Consider the following 16534-nt stretch of genomic DNA (forward strand, 5'->3'; position numbering starts at 1 on the left):
TGGTTACGTGGAGCCGCTGGGTGAGGTCGAGCAGGCCTTGGCGCAGATTTGGCAAGAGCTGCTGGGTGTGGAGCGCGTGGGTCGGCATGACCACTTCTTTGAGCTGGGCGGGCACTCGTTGCTCGCCATTCGCCTACTAAATCGTATGCGCGAAAAAAATATGCAAGTGTCGCTAATGACGCTGCTTTCTAACCCCATTTTGCGTGATCTGGCTAAAGCTATTCGTCAATCGGATCAATCATCATGCTCACCTTTTGATGCCAATCCGGTACCTATAAACAGCCACGGGCATAAGCCTCCCTTGTTTTTAATACATGAAAGCTCAGGGGATCCATTGGTCTATGCCCAAATGACCGCCCTACTCCCGCCGGATCAACCTGCCTACGTTCTGCAAGCACAAGGCATTAATAAAATGCCAAACCCGCCGGGCTCACTTGAAGAATTGGCTTCTCAACATATAGCGGCAATCCGCCGTGTGCAGGCTCATGGTCCATATCATTTAGCTGGATGGTCCATTGGAGGAAATATCGCCTATGAGATGGCTCAGCAGTTGCATCAGAGCGGAGAACGGATTGCTTCGCTCGGCATGATCGACACCTACAGAAATAGCCATGTAGAAACCTCCGAACCTACTGAAAGGTTGATAGATCGGGTGATTGACTATCTACAGAAAAGCCGTGATAGAGGGGGGCTACCTGAGTCCGCCTCGTTTGAGCATTTTCAGAATGAGGACGAGTTGCTTGACTACTGTTTCCAACAAGGTTGGTTGCCTGCGGATGTGACAAAGGACGATGTTCTTCTTCGCGTAGCTGATAGTAATTTCATCATTCGTTTGGGAAGGCGCTATATTCCATCCTCATCCTCTGTGGATATAACCTTATATACCTCAGATGAGAATGCTGATGAAAATCCTTGGCGCGGTTGGAAAGGGTATGTTGGCCCTCAATCTAAGGTTCATAAAATTGGAGGAACACATTGGTCACTCATGCGACCGCCACTTCTAAGCCACGTCGTCGATCTCATGATAGATGACCTTACGCCGGCGACTCCATATGACCCTAAAGTTACCATCCAGACAGGGTCCAAATCATCGGCCCCACTGTTCTGTATTCCTGGTGCGGGCGCACATGGCACCAGCTTCCTGGAGTTGGCGCTAGCTTTCCCAGCTTCGCTTCCCATCTATGCCCTACAAGCACGTGGATTGACAAATGAGCAGGACCGTCCCGCTATTAGCGTAGAGGGCGCGGCACGCATATGTGTACAAGCCATCCGCCAAGTTCAGCCTTCAGGCCCATACCATCTGCTGGGACACTCGTTCGGCGGTTGGATCGCATTCGAAATTGCTTTGCAACTGCAAAGACAAGGTGAGAGCGTCGCCGATTTAATCATCTTAGACTCAGAAGCTCCGGATCGACTAGTAATCCGCAAAGTAGCTGATCGCATCGATACTCTGATGCAGCTCATTGACATCTACAATATGCGCCTCATTCATCCTTTGCCTATTAAAAGGCATCATTTTGATGATCGTGATGAAGACGAGCAGATTAATCACCTCCTGAGTCATTTGGTTCGCGCGCGCATATTTCCTGCGAGTGTGTCGTCCAGTCTGCTGAAATGTGTGGTTCAAGTAATGCAAGCGAATTTGAACACTAGCTATATGCCGCGAGACAAATTTAATGGGGCAATCCATTTGGTCAACGCTGGTGACGAGAGTGGAAGCTCGCCGCATGAAAACAACTGGACCACTCTTGTTGAAAAAATTCACTTATATACCGCGCCGGGTAATCATATGACTATGCTGAGCGAGCCGCATGTTGGCCAGTTGGTGGACAAGATTTGGCAACATTTGTCTCCAAGATTGAGAGTCCAGAGTGGAGGCTTCCGTCCCGCTCGTATTGTCCAAATCGAACGCCCGTAGGCAGAGAGGGTTGCGCCGGTAATCGGCGCCACGCGCGGCCGTCGAGATTGCGCGCATCGGACTTTAGACTAGTTCGATGCGCGTCGCATTCTTCAGAAGTCTTTATCAAATGCGGTATGCGCTTCTCTAAAACTGGGGATGCTTGCGAATTGTTCAGGCTGTGGCTGGTAATGCCCACCATAAACGATTGCCGGCCGCGTGCGCAAAGCCGTCCGTCCGTAAACCTCCGAGAACAAGCCCACAACGCGTCAATTAATTTCTATAAATTTGCAATTAAAATCTTGTGAATAATAAATTTCCAATTCTCAAGCGGTTTGCGATAGCAATAGTTCTGCCGCTATTGCTCCTCTTGGCCTGGGTATTCGCTTCCGCAAGCCGGGGGCTCCCACCTCAGCGACAAGTTGTGCAGGTGCCTGGTGGCGGACTTGTCAATATCGAACGTGATGAACACGGGGTACCGAAGTTGACGGCGGATAAAGACGAAGACATCTATTTCGCCATGGGATATGTGCATGCGCAAGATCGTTTGTGGCAGATGGAGATGCAGCGGCGATTCGCTGCCGGCCGTCTAAGCGAGATTTTCGGAAAGACCTTGTTGGATCATGACAGTTGGATACGAACGCTAGGACTGCGCCGTTCCGCTGAAAGCGCGTACGCATCCTTAAGCGCCCAAGCGCAGCGCTCGCTAACTGCATACGCAGCTGGTGTAAATGCTTGGCTATGCGAAGAGCATGCGCTGCCGTTCGAGTTCACTCTATTGGCTGTACGCCCTGAGCCCTGGACCGAGCTAGATTCGCTTTCTTGGAGCAAGGTCTTCGCATTAAATCTCGCCGGAAATTCCAATCAAGAGCTTGGCAAGGTTGTAGCAGCTCGATATCTGAGTGCACAGCAGTTGCACTTCTTCTTTCCAGGCAACGATGATTTAATCGCAACCGATGAAGGACAAATAGCCAGCGGGTCTTTAGCTTCGCTTGTGACTTTTCTTGAGACGCTTCGTCGGGATTGGCAGATCGGTGGTCGCGAGGTTGGTAGCAACGCTTGGGTCATTGCAGGGCGTCACACCTTAGATGGCAGTGCCCTACTCGCAAATGATCCCCATCTAGGCTTACAGCTTCCGTCAACATGGTATCCGGTCGTGCAACACGGAAAAAACCTCCGTGCCCAAGGAATGAGCTTGGTGGGGCTACCACCTGTTATTTTCGGCCAAAACGGCAAGATCGCATGGGGAGGCACCAGCATGATGGCGGATGTGCAGGATTTCATGGTGGAGCGTCTTGATCCGGCGGATGCTAATCGATACCTGGCCGATGGCGCATGGATGCCTTTCGAACGTCGCACGGAAACTATTGAAGTTGCCAGAGACTTTCCATCACTACTGCATCAGGCATTTAAGCCAGTCCGAATCGAAGTTCGTGAAACGCGAAACGGACCGATTGTTAGCAGCTCGTTAGCGCAAAAAGTGGATCAGCCTATGTCCTTACGTTGGACCGCGTTGCAGCGAGGTGATCGCAGTTATGAGAGCTGGTATGCCGTGAGCTATTCGAACAATTGGGCGACATTCAGGGCGTCTTTCAGGAATTTCGTGGCCCCAGCCTTAAATATGCTGTATGCAGATCGCGACGGGAATATCGGTTATGTTGGTGTCGGTGCGATACCTATTCGGCTTAAGGGTGATGGTTCGGCGCCTGTGCCGGGGTGGGATCGGCAATATGGTTGGCAAGGACAAATACCTCCGGACGCGATGCCATCTCTCTATAATCCTCCAGAGGGCTACATTGTTTCTGCTAATAACCGCCCTGTAGACGATAGCTATCCTTACTTCATCTCAAACAATTGGGCATCTTCGGCTCGCGCTGAGCGCATAAGGGACTTAATCACGCAGTCTGTTTCCGCTGGTCGCAAATTGACATTGGCGGATATGCGAACTATTCAAATCGATGAGCGTAGCTTATCGGCGCGCCATCTTGTGCCGGTATTGACAGCGATCAAGCCAAATAACGAAGCGGAGAGCAAAGCACTTGTTTCCCTTAAAGGATGGCAGGGCGATATGGTCGCCTCAAGTAGTCAGGCAGCCTTGTTTAATGTATGGATGCGCCATCTCTCCGAGGTTTTATTCAGCGACGCGCTCAATGAGGACTGGATCCACCGGGAACAGCAACAATTCGTTCGGACTGTATTAAGTCAGCCAACTATTGAGCAGATAGAGCGAGCATTAACTGACACGACGTCGACTTGGTGCAACCGACGTGCCGTCGAAAGCGCTGATCGATCTTGTGAACGATTGCTGCGCGAAAGCCTCGGCAGAGCGCTAGCCGAATTGACCCGGCGACTCGGCAACGATCAAGCTCATTGGCGCTGGGGTGACCTCCACCAAGTCCTATATGCACATCAGCCGTTCAGTGGTGTTCGAGGGTTGTCAAAACTGTTCGAGCGCCGTATCCAGAACGTTGGAGGTGGGCCAGACAGCATCAACGTTACTGGGTTCTCCGTCGATGAGACAGAGGGCTATATCGGTCATTTTGGTGCCACTTCACGCCAGATCATCGCAATAGGGCACCATCGAGTGGCCCACCAATACATGAATTCGACTGGCCAGTCCGGGAACTGGATGAGTCCTCACTACGATGACATGGTCAAATCTTTCACAGTCGGAGACTATTACTCACTGAACGCGGGAGGACTGAAGTGAGTCAGCGCACTGGTTCTTTGAAAACTTCCCCGAAACCTCCGACTCGCCGCGTCGGTCTGATGTCTGAATTTGGGCGCTTTGCGCCGAATCGAGTATTTTTCGCAATGCTGGCCGGCATGCTCTCCGGAGGTTTATATGCGTTAGCCATACCCCTAATCCTCGATGCAATAAATCCTCCAAGTGGTGGCTTAAGCTATTTGGATGGAAATGTGGGGTATTTTCTTGGTTTCAAGATAAATCAGGGGCCCTTGGCTGCCTTTTTTGCATTGTTTTGTCTTGTTATTTTAATCACTCGCGCCGCGTCCGCCATTCTGGCGGCGCGAATTTCACTCGAATTGTCCTCTAATCTGAGGCAGAGGCTGTGCAAGGGTATTGTGCAGTCTTCATATCCACGTCTTGAGGAAATCGGCCAAGCAAGGCTCATGGTCGCGGTAACTGATGACGTAAGACGAATTATTGGCGGCGCAGAAGCGGTCCCGCAGTTGATGATCAACACGGTAATGTTAATTAGCCTGCTGGGATTTCTTTGGTATATCAATGCTCACGTTTTTATATTTGTGCTTGAGGCCGTGGTTTTTGGTGTATTGACTTTCCACGTTCCTATGCTGTTTGCTACCAATTACTTCCGTCGCGCGCGCGATTTGTACGACACCCTTCAGAAGGGTGTAAATGGTTTGATCCTTGGTGTCAAGGAGCTCCAACTGGACCAACAAAAGCGAAACGAATATTTTGATAAAATATTGAGCCCTTGCGAGCGAGAATTGTTAAAAGTCGAGAAGCGAGCGATAAGCACAATTTCGGCTGCAAATAGTTATGGGGACCTACTGTTCTTCATGGTCATTGGTGTCATTGCATTTATATTTGTCAACTATCATCAGGTGTCCGCTACTGACTTGACGGCAGTGGTAATGGTTTTGCTCTATATTACCGCTCCGATTGCTCTAATCATCAATTCCCTGCCAAAGATATCAATGGCCATTGTTTCGCTGAGGAAAGTTAAGAGTACTTTGGGTGAATTGCCAGAGCGGATTGATGTGGAGCGCCCCACCTGTCATCGCGCCTGGGATACTATCAATTTTGTGGGAGCAAGCTACCGCCATTCCGGTGGCAAAACGCAGGATGGGTTTTTCGTTGGGCCGCTTGATTTCACTATTCGTAAAGGCGAAATTACTTTCATCGTCGGCGGTAATGGTTCTGGAAAATCAACTCTTTGCAAAATGCTGTCGCTGCACTATCCGCCCTCAGCAGGGGACGTCAGGTTTGATGGCAAGATTGTGGATACGGAGTGTATCGAAGATTATCGGCAGAATATAGCCACAGTTTTTTCTGATTATTTCTTGTTCGATCGACTTCTTGGCCCGATTAATGACGAAAAATTGGTTCTTGCTCGCCATTACTTGCAGGCATTAGCAATAGATCATAAAGTGCAGATCGAGGGTGGGATATTCTCCACCACAGATCTGTCTGACGGGCAGCGTAAGCGGTTGGCCTTGGTGGTTGCCTTCATCGATGATAAAGAGCTTTACCTTCTCGATGAATGGGCTGCAGACCAGGATCCAGAGTTCAAGCGTGTTTTCTATATGAATATATTGCCCGAGCTGAGGGCACGGGGAAAGGCTGTCGTTGTGGTTAGTCATGACGACCGCTATTTCCATATCGCCGACCAGATCCTTATCATGGAGGACGGCAAGATCGTCGAACGGCGTTATAGTGACGGAGCGCCGGTCGAAAGGCTCATGGTGGCGGTAGCTACCGCCACCGTTTCTGAATGAACGAACGCTCGTCACCTCACCACCTTTTCGCTGCACGTCCCGGATGACCCGGCCCAGCCAGGTCCGCAGCTTCCTGATCTCGCGACGCATGCGGTTGAACTGCTTGGCGTGCGCGTAGCGGCCGGCCTGTGTCTCAGCAGTCGGCCCTGAAGAACCCTCGCAACCCGCATGAACGCTGGGCTTGCGGGCGATTGCCGATGGTGAAAATCGCAAGATTGCAGCCCAATGGATATCGATTCCTTGCAAACTGAATCGAGGTTTGGATGGGCCCGAAGCCGGTGGATGAGCGCAGCGACCACGACCTGTTCCGCACTGAACTGGTCAACCTGATCGACCAGCGCCACGGGTTGGCTCGGCTGGCTGACCTGATCGACTGGCCTGCCTTTGCCCAGCAGTGGGGCGCGCAATTCGAGTCCACCACCGGCCGCCCGGCGCTGCCGACGCGGTTGATGGCGGCGCTGCTCTACCTCAAGCACGTCTTCGCGGTCAGTGACGAGGACGTCGTCGAGCGCTGGGTTGAGAACCCCTACTGGCAGCACTTCAGCGGTGAGCGCTACTTCCGCCACGAGTTGCCCTGCGACCCGTCCAGTCTCGTGCGATGGCGCAAGCGCATCGGCGAGGCGGGCTGCGAATGGCTGTTGGCCCACAGCATCGAGGCCGCCCGCCGGGCCGGCGTAATCAAGCGCAGCAGCCTGCAGACGGTGGTGCTGGACACCACGGTGCAACCCAAGGCGATCGCGCACCCGACCGACAGCCGCCTGCTTAATCGCGCCCGCGTGCAACTGGTGGCCGCCGCTCAGAAGGAAGGTCTGGCGCTGCGCCAGAGCTACGCCCGAGTGGGCAAGGCCGCCGAGACACAGGCCGGCCGCTACGCGCACGCCAAGCAGTTCAACCGCATGCGTCGCGAGATCAGGAAGCTGCGTACCTGGCTGGGCCGGGTCATCCGGGACGTGCAGCGCAAGGGCGGCGAGGTGACGGCTGCGCTCAAAGCCAAGCTCGACAGCGCCCAGCGCCTGCACGCCCAGCAGCGCGACAGCAAGAACAAGCTCTACGCCCTGCACGCGCCAGAGGTCGAATGCCTGGCCAAGGGCAAGGCCAGGACGCCCTACGAGTTCGGCGTGAAGGTGTCGGTGGCCGTCACGGCCAAGGAGGGGTTGGTGGTGGGCATGCGCTCCATGCCCGGCAACCCGTACGACGGCCACACGGTGGACAGCCAACTCGAACAGGTCGAGATCCTGACCGGCGAGGCGCCCAAGATCGCACTGGCCGACCGCGGCTACCGCGGCGTCGAGCCCACGAGCGGCGCGCGGCTGCTGATCAGTCACACGCGGCGGCTGCCCAAGCGGCTGAAGAAACTGCTCAAGCGGCGCCAGGTGGTGGAGCCCATGATCGGACACATGAAGGCCGACGGGCTGCTGGGCAGGAACTGGCTCAAGGGCACGGAAGGCGACGCCTTGCATGCGCTGCTGTGCGGCGCCGGGCACAACCTGCGGATGATCCTGCGGCACCTGCGGGTGCTTTATTGCGTCGTCCTCGGCGCCGTCGGTATGGCGGCCTCGCTGCTCTGGCAACTGCTCACCCCATCATTGCCTCTCGGCATCTGCGCGGGACGGCAGAGCACCGCGACGCGCCGCTGAAAACGAGTTGTTCAGGGCCGACTCAGCAGCCTTGCCCACTCGCACGTAGCTCTGGCGCAGCGCCAGGCCTTCCTTCTGGGCTGCAGCCACCAGTTGCTCGCGGGCGCGGTTGAGTAAGCGACTGTCGGTCGGGTGCGCAATCGCCTTGGGTTGCACGGTGGTGTCCAGCACCACCGTCTGCAGGCTGCTGCGCTTGATCACGCCGGCACGGCGGGCCGCCTCGATGCTGTGGGCCAGCAGCCATTCGCAGCCGGCCTCGCCAATGCGCCTGCGCCAGCGCACAAGGCTGGACGGGTCGCACGGCAGTTCGTGGCGGAAGTAACGCTCACCGCTGAAGTGCTGCCAGTAAGGGTTCTCGACCCAGCGCTCGACGACGTCCTCATCGCTGAGCGCGTAGACGTGCTTGAGGTAGAGCAGCGCGGCCATCAGTCGGGTGGGCAGCGCCGGGCGGCCAGTGGTGGACTCGAACTGCGAGCCCCATTGCTGCGCAAAGGCGGGCCAGTCGATCAATTCGGCCAGCCTGGCCAGCTCGTGGCGCTGGTCGATCAGGTTGACCAACTCCGCGCGGAACAGGTCGTGGTCGCTGCGCTCATCCACCGGCTTCGGGCCCATCCCAACCTCGATTCAGTTTGCAAGGAATCGATATCCATTGGGCCGCAATCCTGCAATCTCCACCATCGGCAATCGCCCGCAAGCCAAGTGTTCATGCGGGTTGTGAGGGTTCTTCAGGGCCGACTAGATATTGCACTGACTCAGCAATTGGACCCGCTTAAGCTTCTAAGTGGTCACATCGTGCCCGGTCTCGGCCCCGCGGATCGTAGACCTCGCACGCCCAGGAGAACCCTTCCGCCCGTCGACCACGCCGCAGTGGCGAGGCGGCTGAGGCAGGCGTTGGAATCTGGGGAGGACGCAGCTACCGTTGCCCGCGACCTCAAGGTTTCCTACTGCTCGATCAGGCAGCACGAAGAACTCTATCGACAGGTTGTTGATCAAGCTCGCGCCTCGCGCACGCGGCAGGATACCGATCGGCGGCTCCGGGCCGTACAAGAAGCAGAGCAAATGGTCGTCAAACTGCTGGGGCAGCAGAAAACGCCGTCGCTGCTCAACGCCAAGATCGAATCGGGCGAAAAGTGGATGCCATCCAGCCTTAAGGCCGAAGCACTTGCATGCATTCGCGTTCGCCTTGGCCACGCAGGAGTTCAGCTTCCCACACGGGCGCCGCTGTATAGCGCAGAGCTCACCAAGATGCTGGACGAAAGCGCCGCACGCATCAGGCAACATTTCGTGTAGAGGCGTCCAAGCGAGCGCCCGAAGGGAGTGGTGCGTCTAGCGAAAGCACCCTAAGTGAGGACGCCCAATGCCGATCGGCGTTGCGCGTCATCTTCCCATTGAGCAGCCGCCCGGGGGCTGCGCGTGGGGCCGGGTTCAAGCAATTGCCGAGGAAACTCGACGTCAAGCAAAAGCGTGCCTTCCGCACGCGTTATGGTTGAACTTGCCAATGCACGTCAAAGACTTGCATGGCCTATGTCTGGCGCGCCCGGTTGGGATCGAACCAACAACCCCTGCCTTCGGAGAGCGAGGCCTGAGAACCGCGTTGCTGGGTCGATTGAACAATTCTCCAATGAGAGCACCCAAGAATATCCCATGAACTTTACGTCGGTCCCGCCGCAGGAGGCTAGCTCCGACACGCACACCTCGAAGCCAGCCGAGGTGGCCCGAGAGGTCGTCGCCTACACCGCCCTCTCCGTTCAGTTCGACGCGGAATTCTCCTTCGGTCTAGTTACCCGTGATATTTAGCCGCATGTGCATCTGTCATTTTGCGAAGGAAAATATCCTAGATGTAGAGCTAGATGGGAACCGCTCCAATCGTTCCACGACATTAATTACGCTATATGTCATTTTCAATCTGAAGTCGGCGATAAGGCTGCACGGTTCACGGAAAAGTTCCTGGTCTGATCTCGCGAAGCGGCCGCGATTTGAATCTCCTGCGAACGAAACGATAGATCAATTTGGTTTGGGGGCGAATTGATACAGTCATTTGATGCATTCACCATACACAGCTTATTCAGTTCAGGGATCAGGCGGCGGCTCGTAATATTTTTGCCTCGTGAGGAACTAAAAGGGGAGATCATTGTTAAATAGACTTGGCTACTAACAACATCCAGGAAGACGAGCTCCTGTCCATCCGGGCTCCACTTCAGCGTCGACGCCAAAGTGTGCGCCTCTAACGGAGATACGTTGACATTTGGCCGTACGACGCTTGGATAAATCTGCTCTCCGGCATTCATTCTACGGTCATCCAGTTCTCGCTGGTCGCGACGCGGTTTCGCCAGATTAAAGAGCATGTACTGGCTTTCAACGCCTTCAACCCCCGTGATCGGAAAGGGACGAACGAACGCGACTTTCGTCCGATCTGGCGACACGGACATGTTGTATCCCCAGAACGCATCGAGTAACTGACCAGTCCTTGAGTCGAATATATCAATCTCTTGATACCCCCTGCTCGGCACCACCTCGCCAAGGGCGATTACGAGCTCCCCCAATTTCCACACGGAAGTGATGTTCGCAACCGTGGTGGGTACCGAAAATTCTGTAGACGGACCGGTGCTTGACTGAGCGAGGCGGATAACATTTCTCTTTCCGCCTGCGAGCTCAAAGGGAACGGAGCCCTGCATCGGCACAGCGGTTGAGTCAACCATCGCTGGTACCAGCACTTGCTCACTTGAAAACGCTAGCAGCGGTGCGGTAATGAGTGCAACTAAAAGAATGTTTTGCATTTAATTCGTCCTCGCGGTCCAGTAATTTCCGAGATTGCCTACGTTGGTCGAGCAGCTTTCAGCGCTTGAAAACGAGTCGATATGCCCGTCCGTCCCATTTGGGAAACTACTGCATGCCGGACAGTGGTCATCCCTGCGTCGATTCGACTGAAAGGTTGCCTTGGTAGTTCTATCAACAAGAGCAACGGTCATCCCGCAATTGGCCGTTGACATACTCTCGTAAGTCGCAATGGACAAGTCGGCAACTAGTGGCACGCGGCAAGCGCCAACGACTGCGGTAACTTTCAGGAATGAATTAGTAGAGGTCGCGCCCCCTGGAACTTTGCCCGCACAGCGAGAGATGAGATTTACTGCTGCTCCCGACTGAATAAGACCATAGCTTGCGGACTTGCCCGTTCCATTGACCTGAGTTTGCGAAACAAAGTCAGTCTTAAGCGTGGTCTTTGTGAAATTACAGGCCGGAATTGCGTCCACGACGTAGACTTCGGCATTGGCCCCGGCGCAACTTGATTCGGCGGGAACATTGTATTTGGTGTATTGAATAACCCCAAGAACATTCCAGGCTTTTGGTGGTGTGTATTCCGTAGTAATAGTATGTGGCACCGGCGATCCGTTCAAGGCTCGGAGCGTCATCGCTCTAAGAGTCACACGGAGTTTGTTATATACGCCCTTCGGAATTCTTGGTCTATCAATAAAGCCCTCCGATCCGCGCGATCCGCCTGGACCGCCACCGAGCGCAGGCGGGTTACGGAAGACCCACAGACCAGGGCTGGCGCGGAGGCTGGGAGGCAGCCGGGCGCGGAGTTTTAGCGCCAGCCTGCGGCGGGATGTGGATTGATTGAGGCTTCTAGACCATAATCACTTGGCGCGGCGTCGTGGTTGGTTGGAATCCACATTCGTCGCCCGGTCTGGTGTACCCGCCGGTGTACCAATGACGTTGATCGACTTGTGCTGGATGAGCGTTGGCGCCGTCTTCGGAAGACTTTGAGATTCCGCCCTTGGCCACCAGATGCAGGCCCCTGATTTCTACCGGAATCAGGGGTTTTTGCTTTCTTGGCCGCGGCCCCGTGCCGGTGTTCGAGGGTCCGCCCATGGGCCCTCGACAGCCCCAAACCTCGTGGGTCGATTGATGGATCAAGGACCCGCCCATGGCCGTTGCCAACCCCCTCGTGCATTCCGAACTCCTTGCGGCCGTCGCCAAGAGCCTTTGCACCCGCTCACTGGACCTGTTTGCCCAGGAGTCCCGGCTGGACGGCGAGACGCTGAAGGACGCGGTGGAGCGGTATGAGGTCGACTACGCCTGGCATGTCCTGAGGTCGGACCGCCTGCGCGACCAGACCGTGGCGCTGCTGGAGGCCAAGCTGCAGCATGCGGCGACCGACGCACAGAAGGCTTGCGTGGCCGAAGTCCTGCGCGCGACGGCCGCCAGCCAGCCGCCAGAACTGCTGATGAGTTTCGACTGCGACGTGGCCGAGCAGTTGGCGGCCATGCTGTGCGCCGGGCACGAGCGCAGCGCGCCGCCGGCAGCCGAAGCGGTGAGCTGAATCAGCGGGCCAGGGCCTCGCTTGCGGGGCATCCGGCGCGGTCCATCGGCCTGTCAGCGCCCCCGCCGCCCCGCATACCTCACGATCTCCGCCGCGATCGACGCCAGCGGAATGCTCCTCTCCGCCGCGCCCAGCTTGACCGCCTCCTTGGGCATGCCGTAGACGACGCAGCTGGCTTCGTCCTGGGCCAGCGTCAATGCGCCCGCCTCGCGCATCGCCAGCAGGCCCCTCGCGCCATCGTCGCCCATGCCGGTCATCAACACGCCCAGCGCGTTGGAGCCGGCGCAGCGGGCCACGGAGCGCAGCAGCACGTCGACCGAGGGCCGGTGGCGGTTCACCGGCGGGCCGTCGGAGACGCTCACCTGGTATTGCGCGCCGCTGCGCGAGAGCTGCATGTGGCGCCCGCCGGGCGCGATCAGCACCCGGCCGGGCAGGACCCGGTCGCCCTGGCGCGCTTCGCGCACCTCCACGGCGCAGACGCTGTTGAGCCGGTCGGCGAAGGCCGCCGTGAACTTCTCCGGCATGTGCTGCACCACGACGATGCCGGGGCATACCTGCGGCAAGGCCTTCAGCACCGCCTCCAGGGCCTGCGTGCCGCCCGTCGAGGCGCCCAGCGCCACGACCTTTTCGGTGGTCTCCAGCATCGCGCCGGGAGCCACCTCGGGGACGGCCTGCGGCGCCGGCGCCTGTGCGCCCGGCGGGCGGCGCACGCGCGCCTGCGCGGCGGCGCGGATGGCGCCGATGATGTCTTCGCCGCTGTCGAGCAGGAACTGGCGCAGGCCCAGGCTGGGCTTGGTCACGATGCCGACGGCGCCCGCCGCCAGCGCCTCCATCGCCGTCGCGGTGCCGGCCTGGGTCAGCGTCGAGCAGATGACGACCGGCGTCGGCCGCATCGCCATGATCTTTTTCAGGAAGGTGATGCCGTCCATGCGCGGCATCTCGACGTCGAGCACCAGGACGTCGGGCCAGTCGCGCTGCATCTTCTCCAGCGCGAACAGCGGGTCCGAGGCCACGGCAGCGACTTCGATGCCCGGGGCCTGGGCGAGCATGCCGGCCATGACCTGCCGCACCGTCGCGGAGTCGTCGACGATCATCACGCGCACGGGCTTCAAGCCATGCCTCCCCGGTCTGGCGGCGCCATCATTCGGCGCGGTACACGGCCGGCATCACCATCTGCAGGCCCGAGACCAGGCCGTTGAGGCTTTCCGAGTGGCCGATGAAGAGATGGCCGCCGGGCCGCAGCCGCGACTGCAGCCGCGCGACGACCTGGCGCTTGGTCTCGGGGTCGAAGTAGATGAGCACGTTGCGCAGGAAGATCACGTCGAACTCGCCGACCTCGGGCAGCGGGCCGTTCAGGTTGATCTGTGCGAAGCCCACCCGCTGCCGCAGTGCCGGATCGACGGCGAAGTAGCCCTCCTGCGTGCCGGTGCCGCGCAGGCAGTGGGTGTGCAGGGCCTGGGTGGAAAGCCCGCGCAGGCCGTCCAGTGCGTAGACGCCCTGGCGGGCCCTGGCGAGCATGCGGGTGCTGATGTCCGATGCGAGGATCTCCCAGGCCCTGCCGCTGAACTGCTCGGCCAGCAGCATGGCGATGCTGTAGGGCTCCTCGCCGCTGGAGCAGGCCGCGCTCCAGATGCGCAGGCTGCGCTCGCGCGGATGCCGCGGCAGGACCCTTTCGCGCAGGAAGTCGAAATGCCTGGGCTCGCGGAAGAAGTAGGTCTCGTTGGTCGTCAGCAGGTCGACCGCCATCTGCCGCTCGTCCTCGCGCTGCCCCACCAGGCGGTAGTACTCGGCGAAGCTGCTCAGGCCGTGATGGCGCAGCCGCTTGGACAGGCGGCCCGCGACCAGGGCCTTCTTGGACGGCGCCAGGCTGATGCCCGCGTGCTCGCGGATCAGGCGCTGGAAGCTGGCGAACTCGGGGTCGGACAGTGGGGTGCCGTGCATCGCTCGGGCGCAAAGGTAAGTGGACCTCGGTCTTCGGTCAGGCCGCGGCCAGCGCGGCGACGGCCATGGTCTCCTGGGCGCCGGCCAGGGCGGCCATCTCGTGCAGGGACAGCACCTGCTCCACGTCCAGCAGGATCACGAAGCGGCCGTCGACCTTGGCCATGCCGGCGATGAAGTCGTGACGCACGCGCGTGCCGAAGCTCGGCGCCGGCTCGATGTCGGCGCCATCGATCTCGAGCACCGCGCTGACCATGTCGACGATGGCGCCCAGCACCCGCGTCTCGCCCACGGCGCCCTGCAGTTCGACGATGACGATGCAGGTCCGGCGCGTGATCTCGCTGGCCGCACCGCCGAAGCGGCTGGACAGGTCGATCACCGGCACGACGGCGCCGCGCAGGTTGATCACCCCGCGCACGAAGCCCGGCATCATCGGCACCGCCGTCAGGGTGCCGTACTCGATGATCTCCTTGATGTGCAGGATGCCGATCGCGAACATCTCGGCGCCGAGCGTGAAGGTGAGGTACTGCGTACTGCCATGCTGCGCCTGCGCCGCGGACATGCTGTGCTGGACCTTGACCAGCGACTGACCAGTCATCTTCGATCTCCTGTTCAGAACCGCACGTATTCACCGGTGCCCGGCACCGCTGGCTCGGCGCGCAGCAGCGGGGCGCGGCGCGCCGGTGCCGCCTTGGCGGCCGGCCGCCGGCCCGCCGCTGCGGCCCCGTCGAGCTTGAAGAACTCCATCAGTTGCTGCAGCTGCTCGGCCTGGCTGCTCATCTCCTCGGCCGTGGCCGCCAGCTCTTCCGACGCCGATGCGCTCTGCTGCGTCGTCTGGCTCAGCTGGTTCATCGCCGCGTTGATCTGGCCCACGCCGCCGGCCTGCTCCTGCGAGGCCGCCGCGATCTCCTGCACCAGCTCCGAGGTCTTCTGGATGTTGGGCACCATGGCCTCCAGCAGCTGCCCGGCGCGCTCGGCCTGCTCCACCGAGCCGCCGGCCAGCTCGCCGATCTCGGCCGCCGCCACCTGGCTGCGCTCGGCCAGCTTCCTGACCTCGGCCGCGACGACGGCGAAGCCCTTGCCGTGCTCGCCGGCCCGCGCGGCCTCGATGGCCGCGTTCAGTGCCAGCAGGTTGGTCTGGTAGGCGATGTCGTCGATGATGCCGATCTTGGCGGCGATGCTCTTCATCGCGATGACCGTCTGCTTCACGGCCTCGCCGCCGTCGCCCGCCTCGCGGGCCGCCTTGGTGGCCATGCCGTCGGTGACCTTGGCGTTCTCGGTGTTCTGCGTGACGGAGGCACTCATCTGCTCCATCGAGGCGGAGGTCTCCTCCACGCCCGCAGCCTGCTCGCTGGCGCCCTGGCTCAGCGACTGCGCCGTCGCGCTCACCTCCTCCGAGGCCGAGCCCAGCGCGTCGGCCGCCGAGCGCACCTCGCCGATGATCTGCGCCAGCCGCCCGCGCATGCCCGCGATCGCCGCCAGCATGCTCGTCGTGTCGCCGGCCTTGATGTCCACGTCCACGCTCAGGTCGCCTGCCGCCACCCGGCTGACCACGTCGGCCGCGTAGGCCGGCTCGCCGCCCAGTTGCTTGAGCAGGGCACGAGTGATCAGCACCGCCAGCGCAATCGCGACCACCACCGCCGCCACGCCGATGCCCAGCATCCAGCTGCGCGCCGACTGGTAGCTCTCGGCCGCCTGCTTGCCGGCGGCCTTCATCTGCTCGCCGACGACGTTCTGGAAGGCCTCGAGCACGTCGACGAAGGCGGTGTTCGTCGCTGCGAAGTCCTTGAGGAGGAACTCGGTGGCCCGGGCCTTGTCGGCCTTGGCCAGCGCGAAGAACTGGTCGTACTTCGGCGCCAGTTCGCCGCTGCGCTTGCGCATGGCTTCGAACATCTCGCGCCCCTTGGGCGTGTTGATGGTCTTGTCGAGCTGGGCCAGGCCGTCGTTCACCGTGCCGCGCAGCTTCAGCACCTCGGCCTTGATCTTCTCGGTTTCCTCGTCGGTGCCGATCAGCAGCACGTTGCGCAGGTTGCGCCCGATGGCGAGCGTCGCCACCTGCATGTTGCCGGCGACGTCGACCTTCGGATAGCGATCCTCGGTGATGTCGGTCGTCCTCTCGTTCATGGACGCCATGTTGCTCAGCGCCAGCACGATGGTCACCACCAGCAGCAGCACCACGGCGCCAAAGCTCAGACCGAGCCGCACACTTACTCTCATGTTCGCCAGCATGGACATTCCATTTCCCCTTTGCTTTGTGTT

Annotated in this window: 11 protein-coding genes and 1 pseudogene; 6 read left to right on the plus strand and 6 right to left on the minus strand. The window is 59.2% G+C overall.

The window, feature by feature from the left end:
* The 4 genes from LXT12_RS16825 to LXT12_RS16845 form a co-directional block, all read left to right on the plus strand.
* A partial coding sequence (locus LXT12_RS16825) for a thioesterase domain-containing protein (protein ID WP_233393447.1) occupies positions 1-1918 on the plus strand: 1918 nt, incomplete at its 5' end.
* A gap of 283 nt (positions 1919-2201) precedes the next feature.
* Positions 2202-4607, plus strand: coding sequence for a penicillin acylase family protein (locus tag LXT12_RS16830; RefSeq protein WP_233393448.1), 2406 nt, complete (start codon positions 2202-2204; stop codon positions 4605-4607).
* The gene (locus LXT12_RS16835) at positions 4604-6379 is read left to right on the plus strand and encodes a cyclic peptide export ABC transporter (RefSeq protein ID WP_233393449.1); all 1776 of its coding nucleotides are present in this window, start codon (positions 4604-4606) and stop codon (positions 6377-6379) included. Before LXT12_RS16830 ends, LXT12_RS16835 begins: the two co-directional genes overlap by 4 nt.
* Before the next feature lie 263 nt (positions 6380-6642).
* Complete coding sequence (locus tag LXT12_RS16845) at positions 6643-8016, plus strand: IS5 family transposase (RefSeq protein WP_233393450.1); 1374 nt, start codon at positions 6643-6645, stop codon at positions 8014-8016.
* A 39-nt stretch (positions 8017-8055) separates the two neighbouring features.
* Here the strand turns inward: LXT12_RS16845 and LXT12_RS16850 are convergent.
* A pseudogene (locus LXT12_RS16850) lies at positions 8056-8628 on the minus strand (transposase); the annotation flags it as partial.
* Between the two features lie 447 nt (positions 8629-9075).
* Here LXT12_RS16850 and LXT12_RS16855 point away from each other — a divergent pair.
* Positions 9076-9306: a hypothetical protein gene (locus tag LXT12_RS16855; protein ID WP_233393451.1), complete on the plus strand. Its 231-nt coding sequence runs from the start codon at positions 9076-9078 to the stop codon at positions 9304-9306.
* A gap of 611 nt (positions 9307-9917) precedes the next feature.
* Here the strand turns inward: LXT12_RS16855 and LXT12_RS16860 are convergent.
* Entirely contained in the window at positions 9918-10793 is an 876-nt protein-coding gene (locus LXT12_RS16860) for a hypothetical protein (protein WP_233393452.1), read from the minus strand.
* 1148 nt (positions 10794-11941) lie between these two features.
* Here LXT12_RS16860 and LXT12_RS16865 point away from each other — a divergent pair.
* Positions 11942-12337, plus strand: a complete 396-nt coding sequence (locus LXT12_RS16865) for a hypothetical protein (RefSeq protein WP_233393453.1) — start codon at positions 11942-11944, stop codon at positions 12335-12337.
* Positions 12338-12390: 53 nt separating this feature from the next.
* On the opposite strand, the gene LXT12_RS16870 is transcribed toward LXT12_RS16865, so the two are convergent.
* From LXT12_RS16870 to LXT12_RS16885, 4 genes are read right to left on the minus strand one after another with little or no spacing between them, the layout of a single operon-like run.
* Positions 12391-13449: a protein-glutamate methylesterase/protein-glutamine glutaminase gene (locus LXT12_RS16870; RefSeq protein WP_233393454.1), complete on the minus strand. Its 1059-nt coding sequence runs from the start codon at positions 13447-13449 to the stop codon at positions 12391-12393.
* A 28-nt stretch (positions 13450-13477) separates the two neighbouring features.
* The gene (locus tag LXT12_RS16875; RefSeq protein ID WP_233393455.1) at positions 13478-14278 is read right to left on the minus strand and encodes a CheR family methyltransferase; all 801 of its coding nucleotides are present in this window, start codon (positions 14276-14278) and stop codon (positions 13478-13480) included.
* Between the two features lie 37 nt (positions 14279-14315).
* The gene (locus tag LXT12_RS16880) at positions 14316-14873 is read right to left on the minus strand and encodes a chemotaxis protein CheW (protein ID WP_233393456.1); all 558 of its coding nucleotides are present in this window, start codon (positions 14871-14873) and stop codon (positions 14316-14318) included.
* A gap of 14 nt (positions 14874-14887) precedes the next feature.
* On the minus strand, positions 14888-16492 hold the full coding sequence (locus LXT12_RS16885) for a methyl-accepting chemotaxis protein (protein WP_233393457.1): 1605 nt from the start codon (positions 16490-16492) through the stop codon (positions 14888-14890).
* Positions 16493-16534 lie beyond the last annotated feature (42 nt).

This window comes from Pelomonas caseinilytica (assembly GCF_021353235.1).
GTDB lineage: Bacteria > Pseudomonadota > Gammaproteobacteria > Burkholderiales > Burkholderiaceae_C > Pelomonas > Pelomonas caseinilytica.

What these genes read in the sequence shown, in the direction of transcription:
- LXT12_RS16845 (WP_233393450.1), top strand. Translation starts at nt 6,643, where the DNA reads ATGGGCCCGAAGCCGGTGGATGAGCGCAGCGACCACGACCTGTTCCGC.
- LXT12_RS16855 (WP_233393451.1), top strand. Translation starts at nt 9,076, where the DNA reads ATGGTCGTCAAACTGCTGGGGCAGCAGAAAACGCCGTCGCTGCTCAAC.
- LXT12_RS16865 (WP_233393453.1), top strand. Translation starts at nt 11,942, where the DNA reads ATGGCCGTTGCCAACCCCCTCGTGCATTCCGAACTCCTTGCGGCCGTC.
- LXT12_RS16875 (WP_233393455.1), bottom strand. Translation starts at nt 14,278, where the DNA reads ATGCACGGCACCCCACTGTCCGACCCCGAGTTCGCCAGCTTCCAGCGC.
- LXT12_RS16860 (WP_233393452.1), bottom strand. Translation starts at nt 10,793, where the DNA reads ATGCAAAACATTCTTTTAGTTGCACTCATTACCGCACCGCTGCTAGCG.
- LXT12_RS16880 (WP_233393456.1), bottom strand. Translation starts at nt 14,873, where the DNA reads ATGACTGGTCAGTCGCTGGTCAAGGTCCAGCACAGCATGTCCGCGGCG.
- LXT12_RS16885 (WP_233393457.1), bottom strand. Translation starts at nt 16,492, where the DNA reads ATGAGAGTAAGTGTGCGGCTCGGTCTGAGCTTTGGCGCCGTGGTGCTG.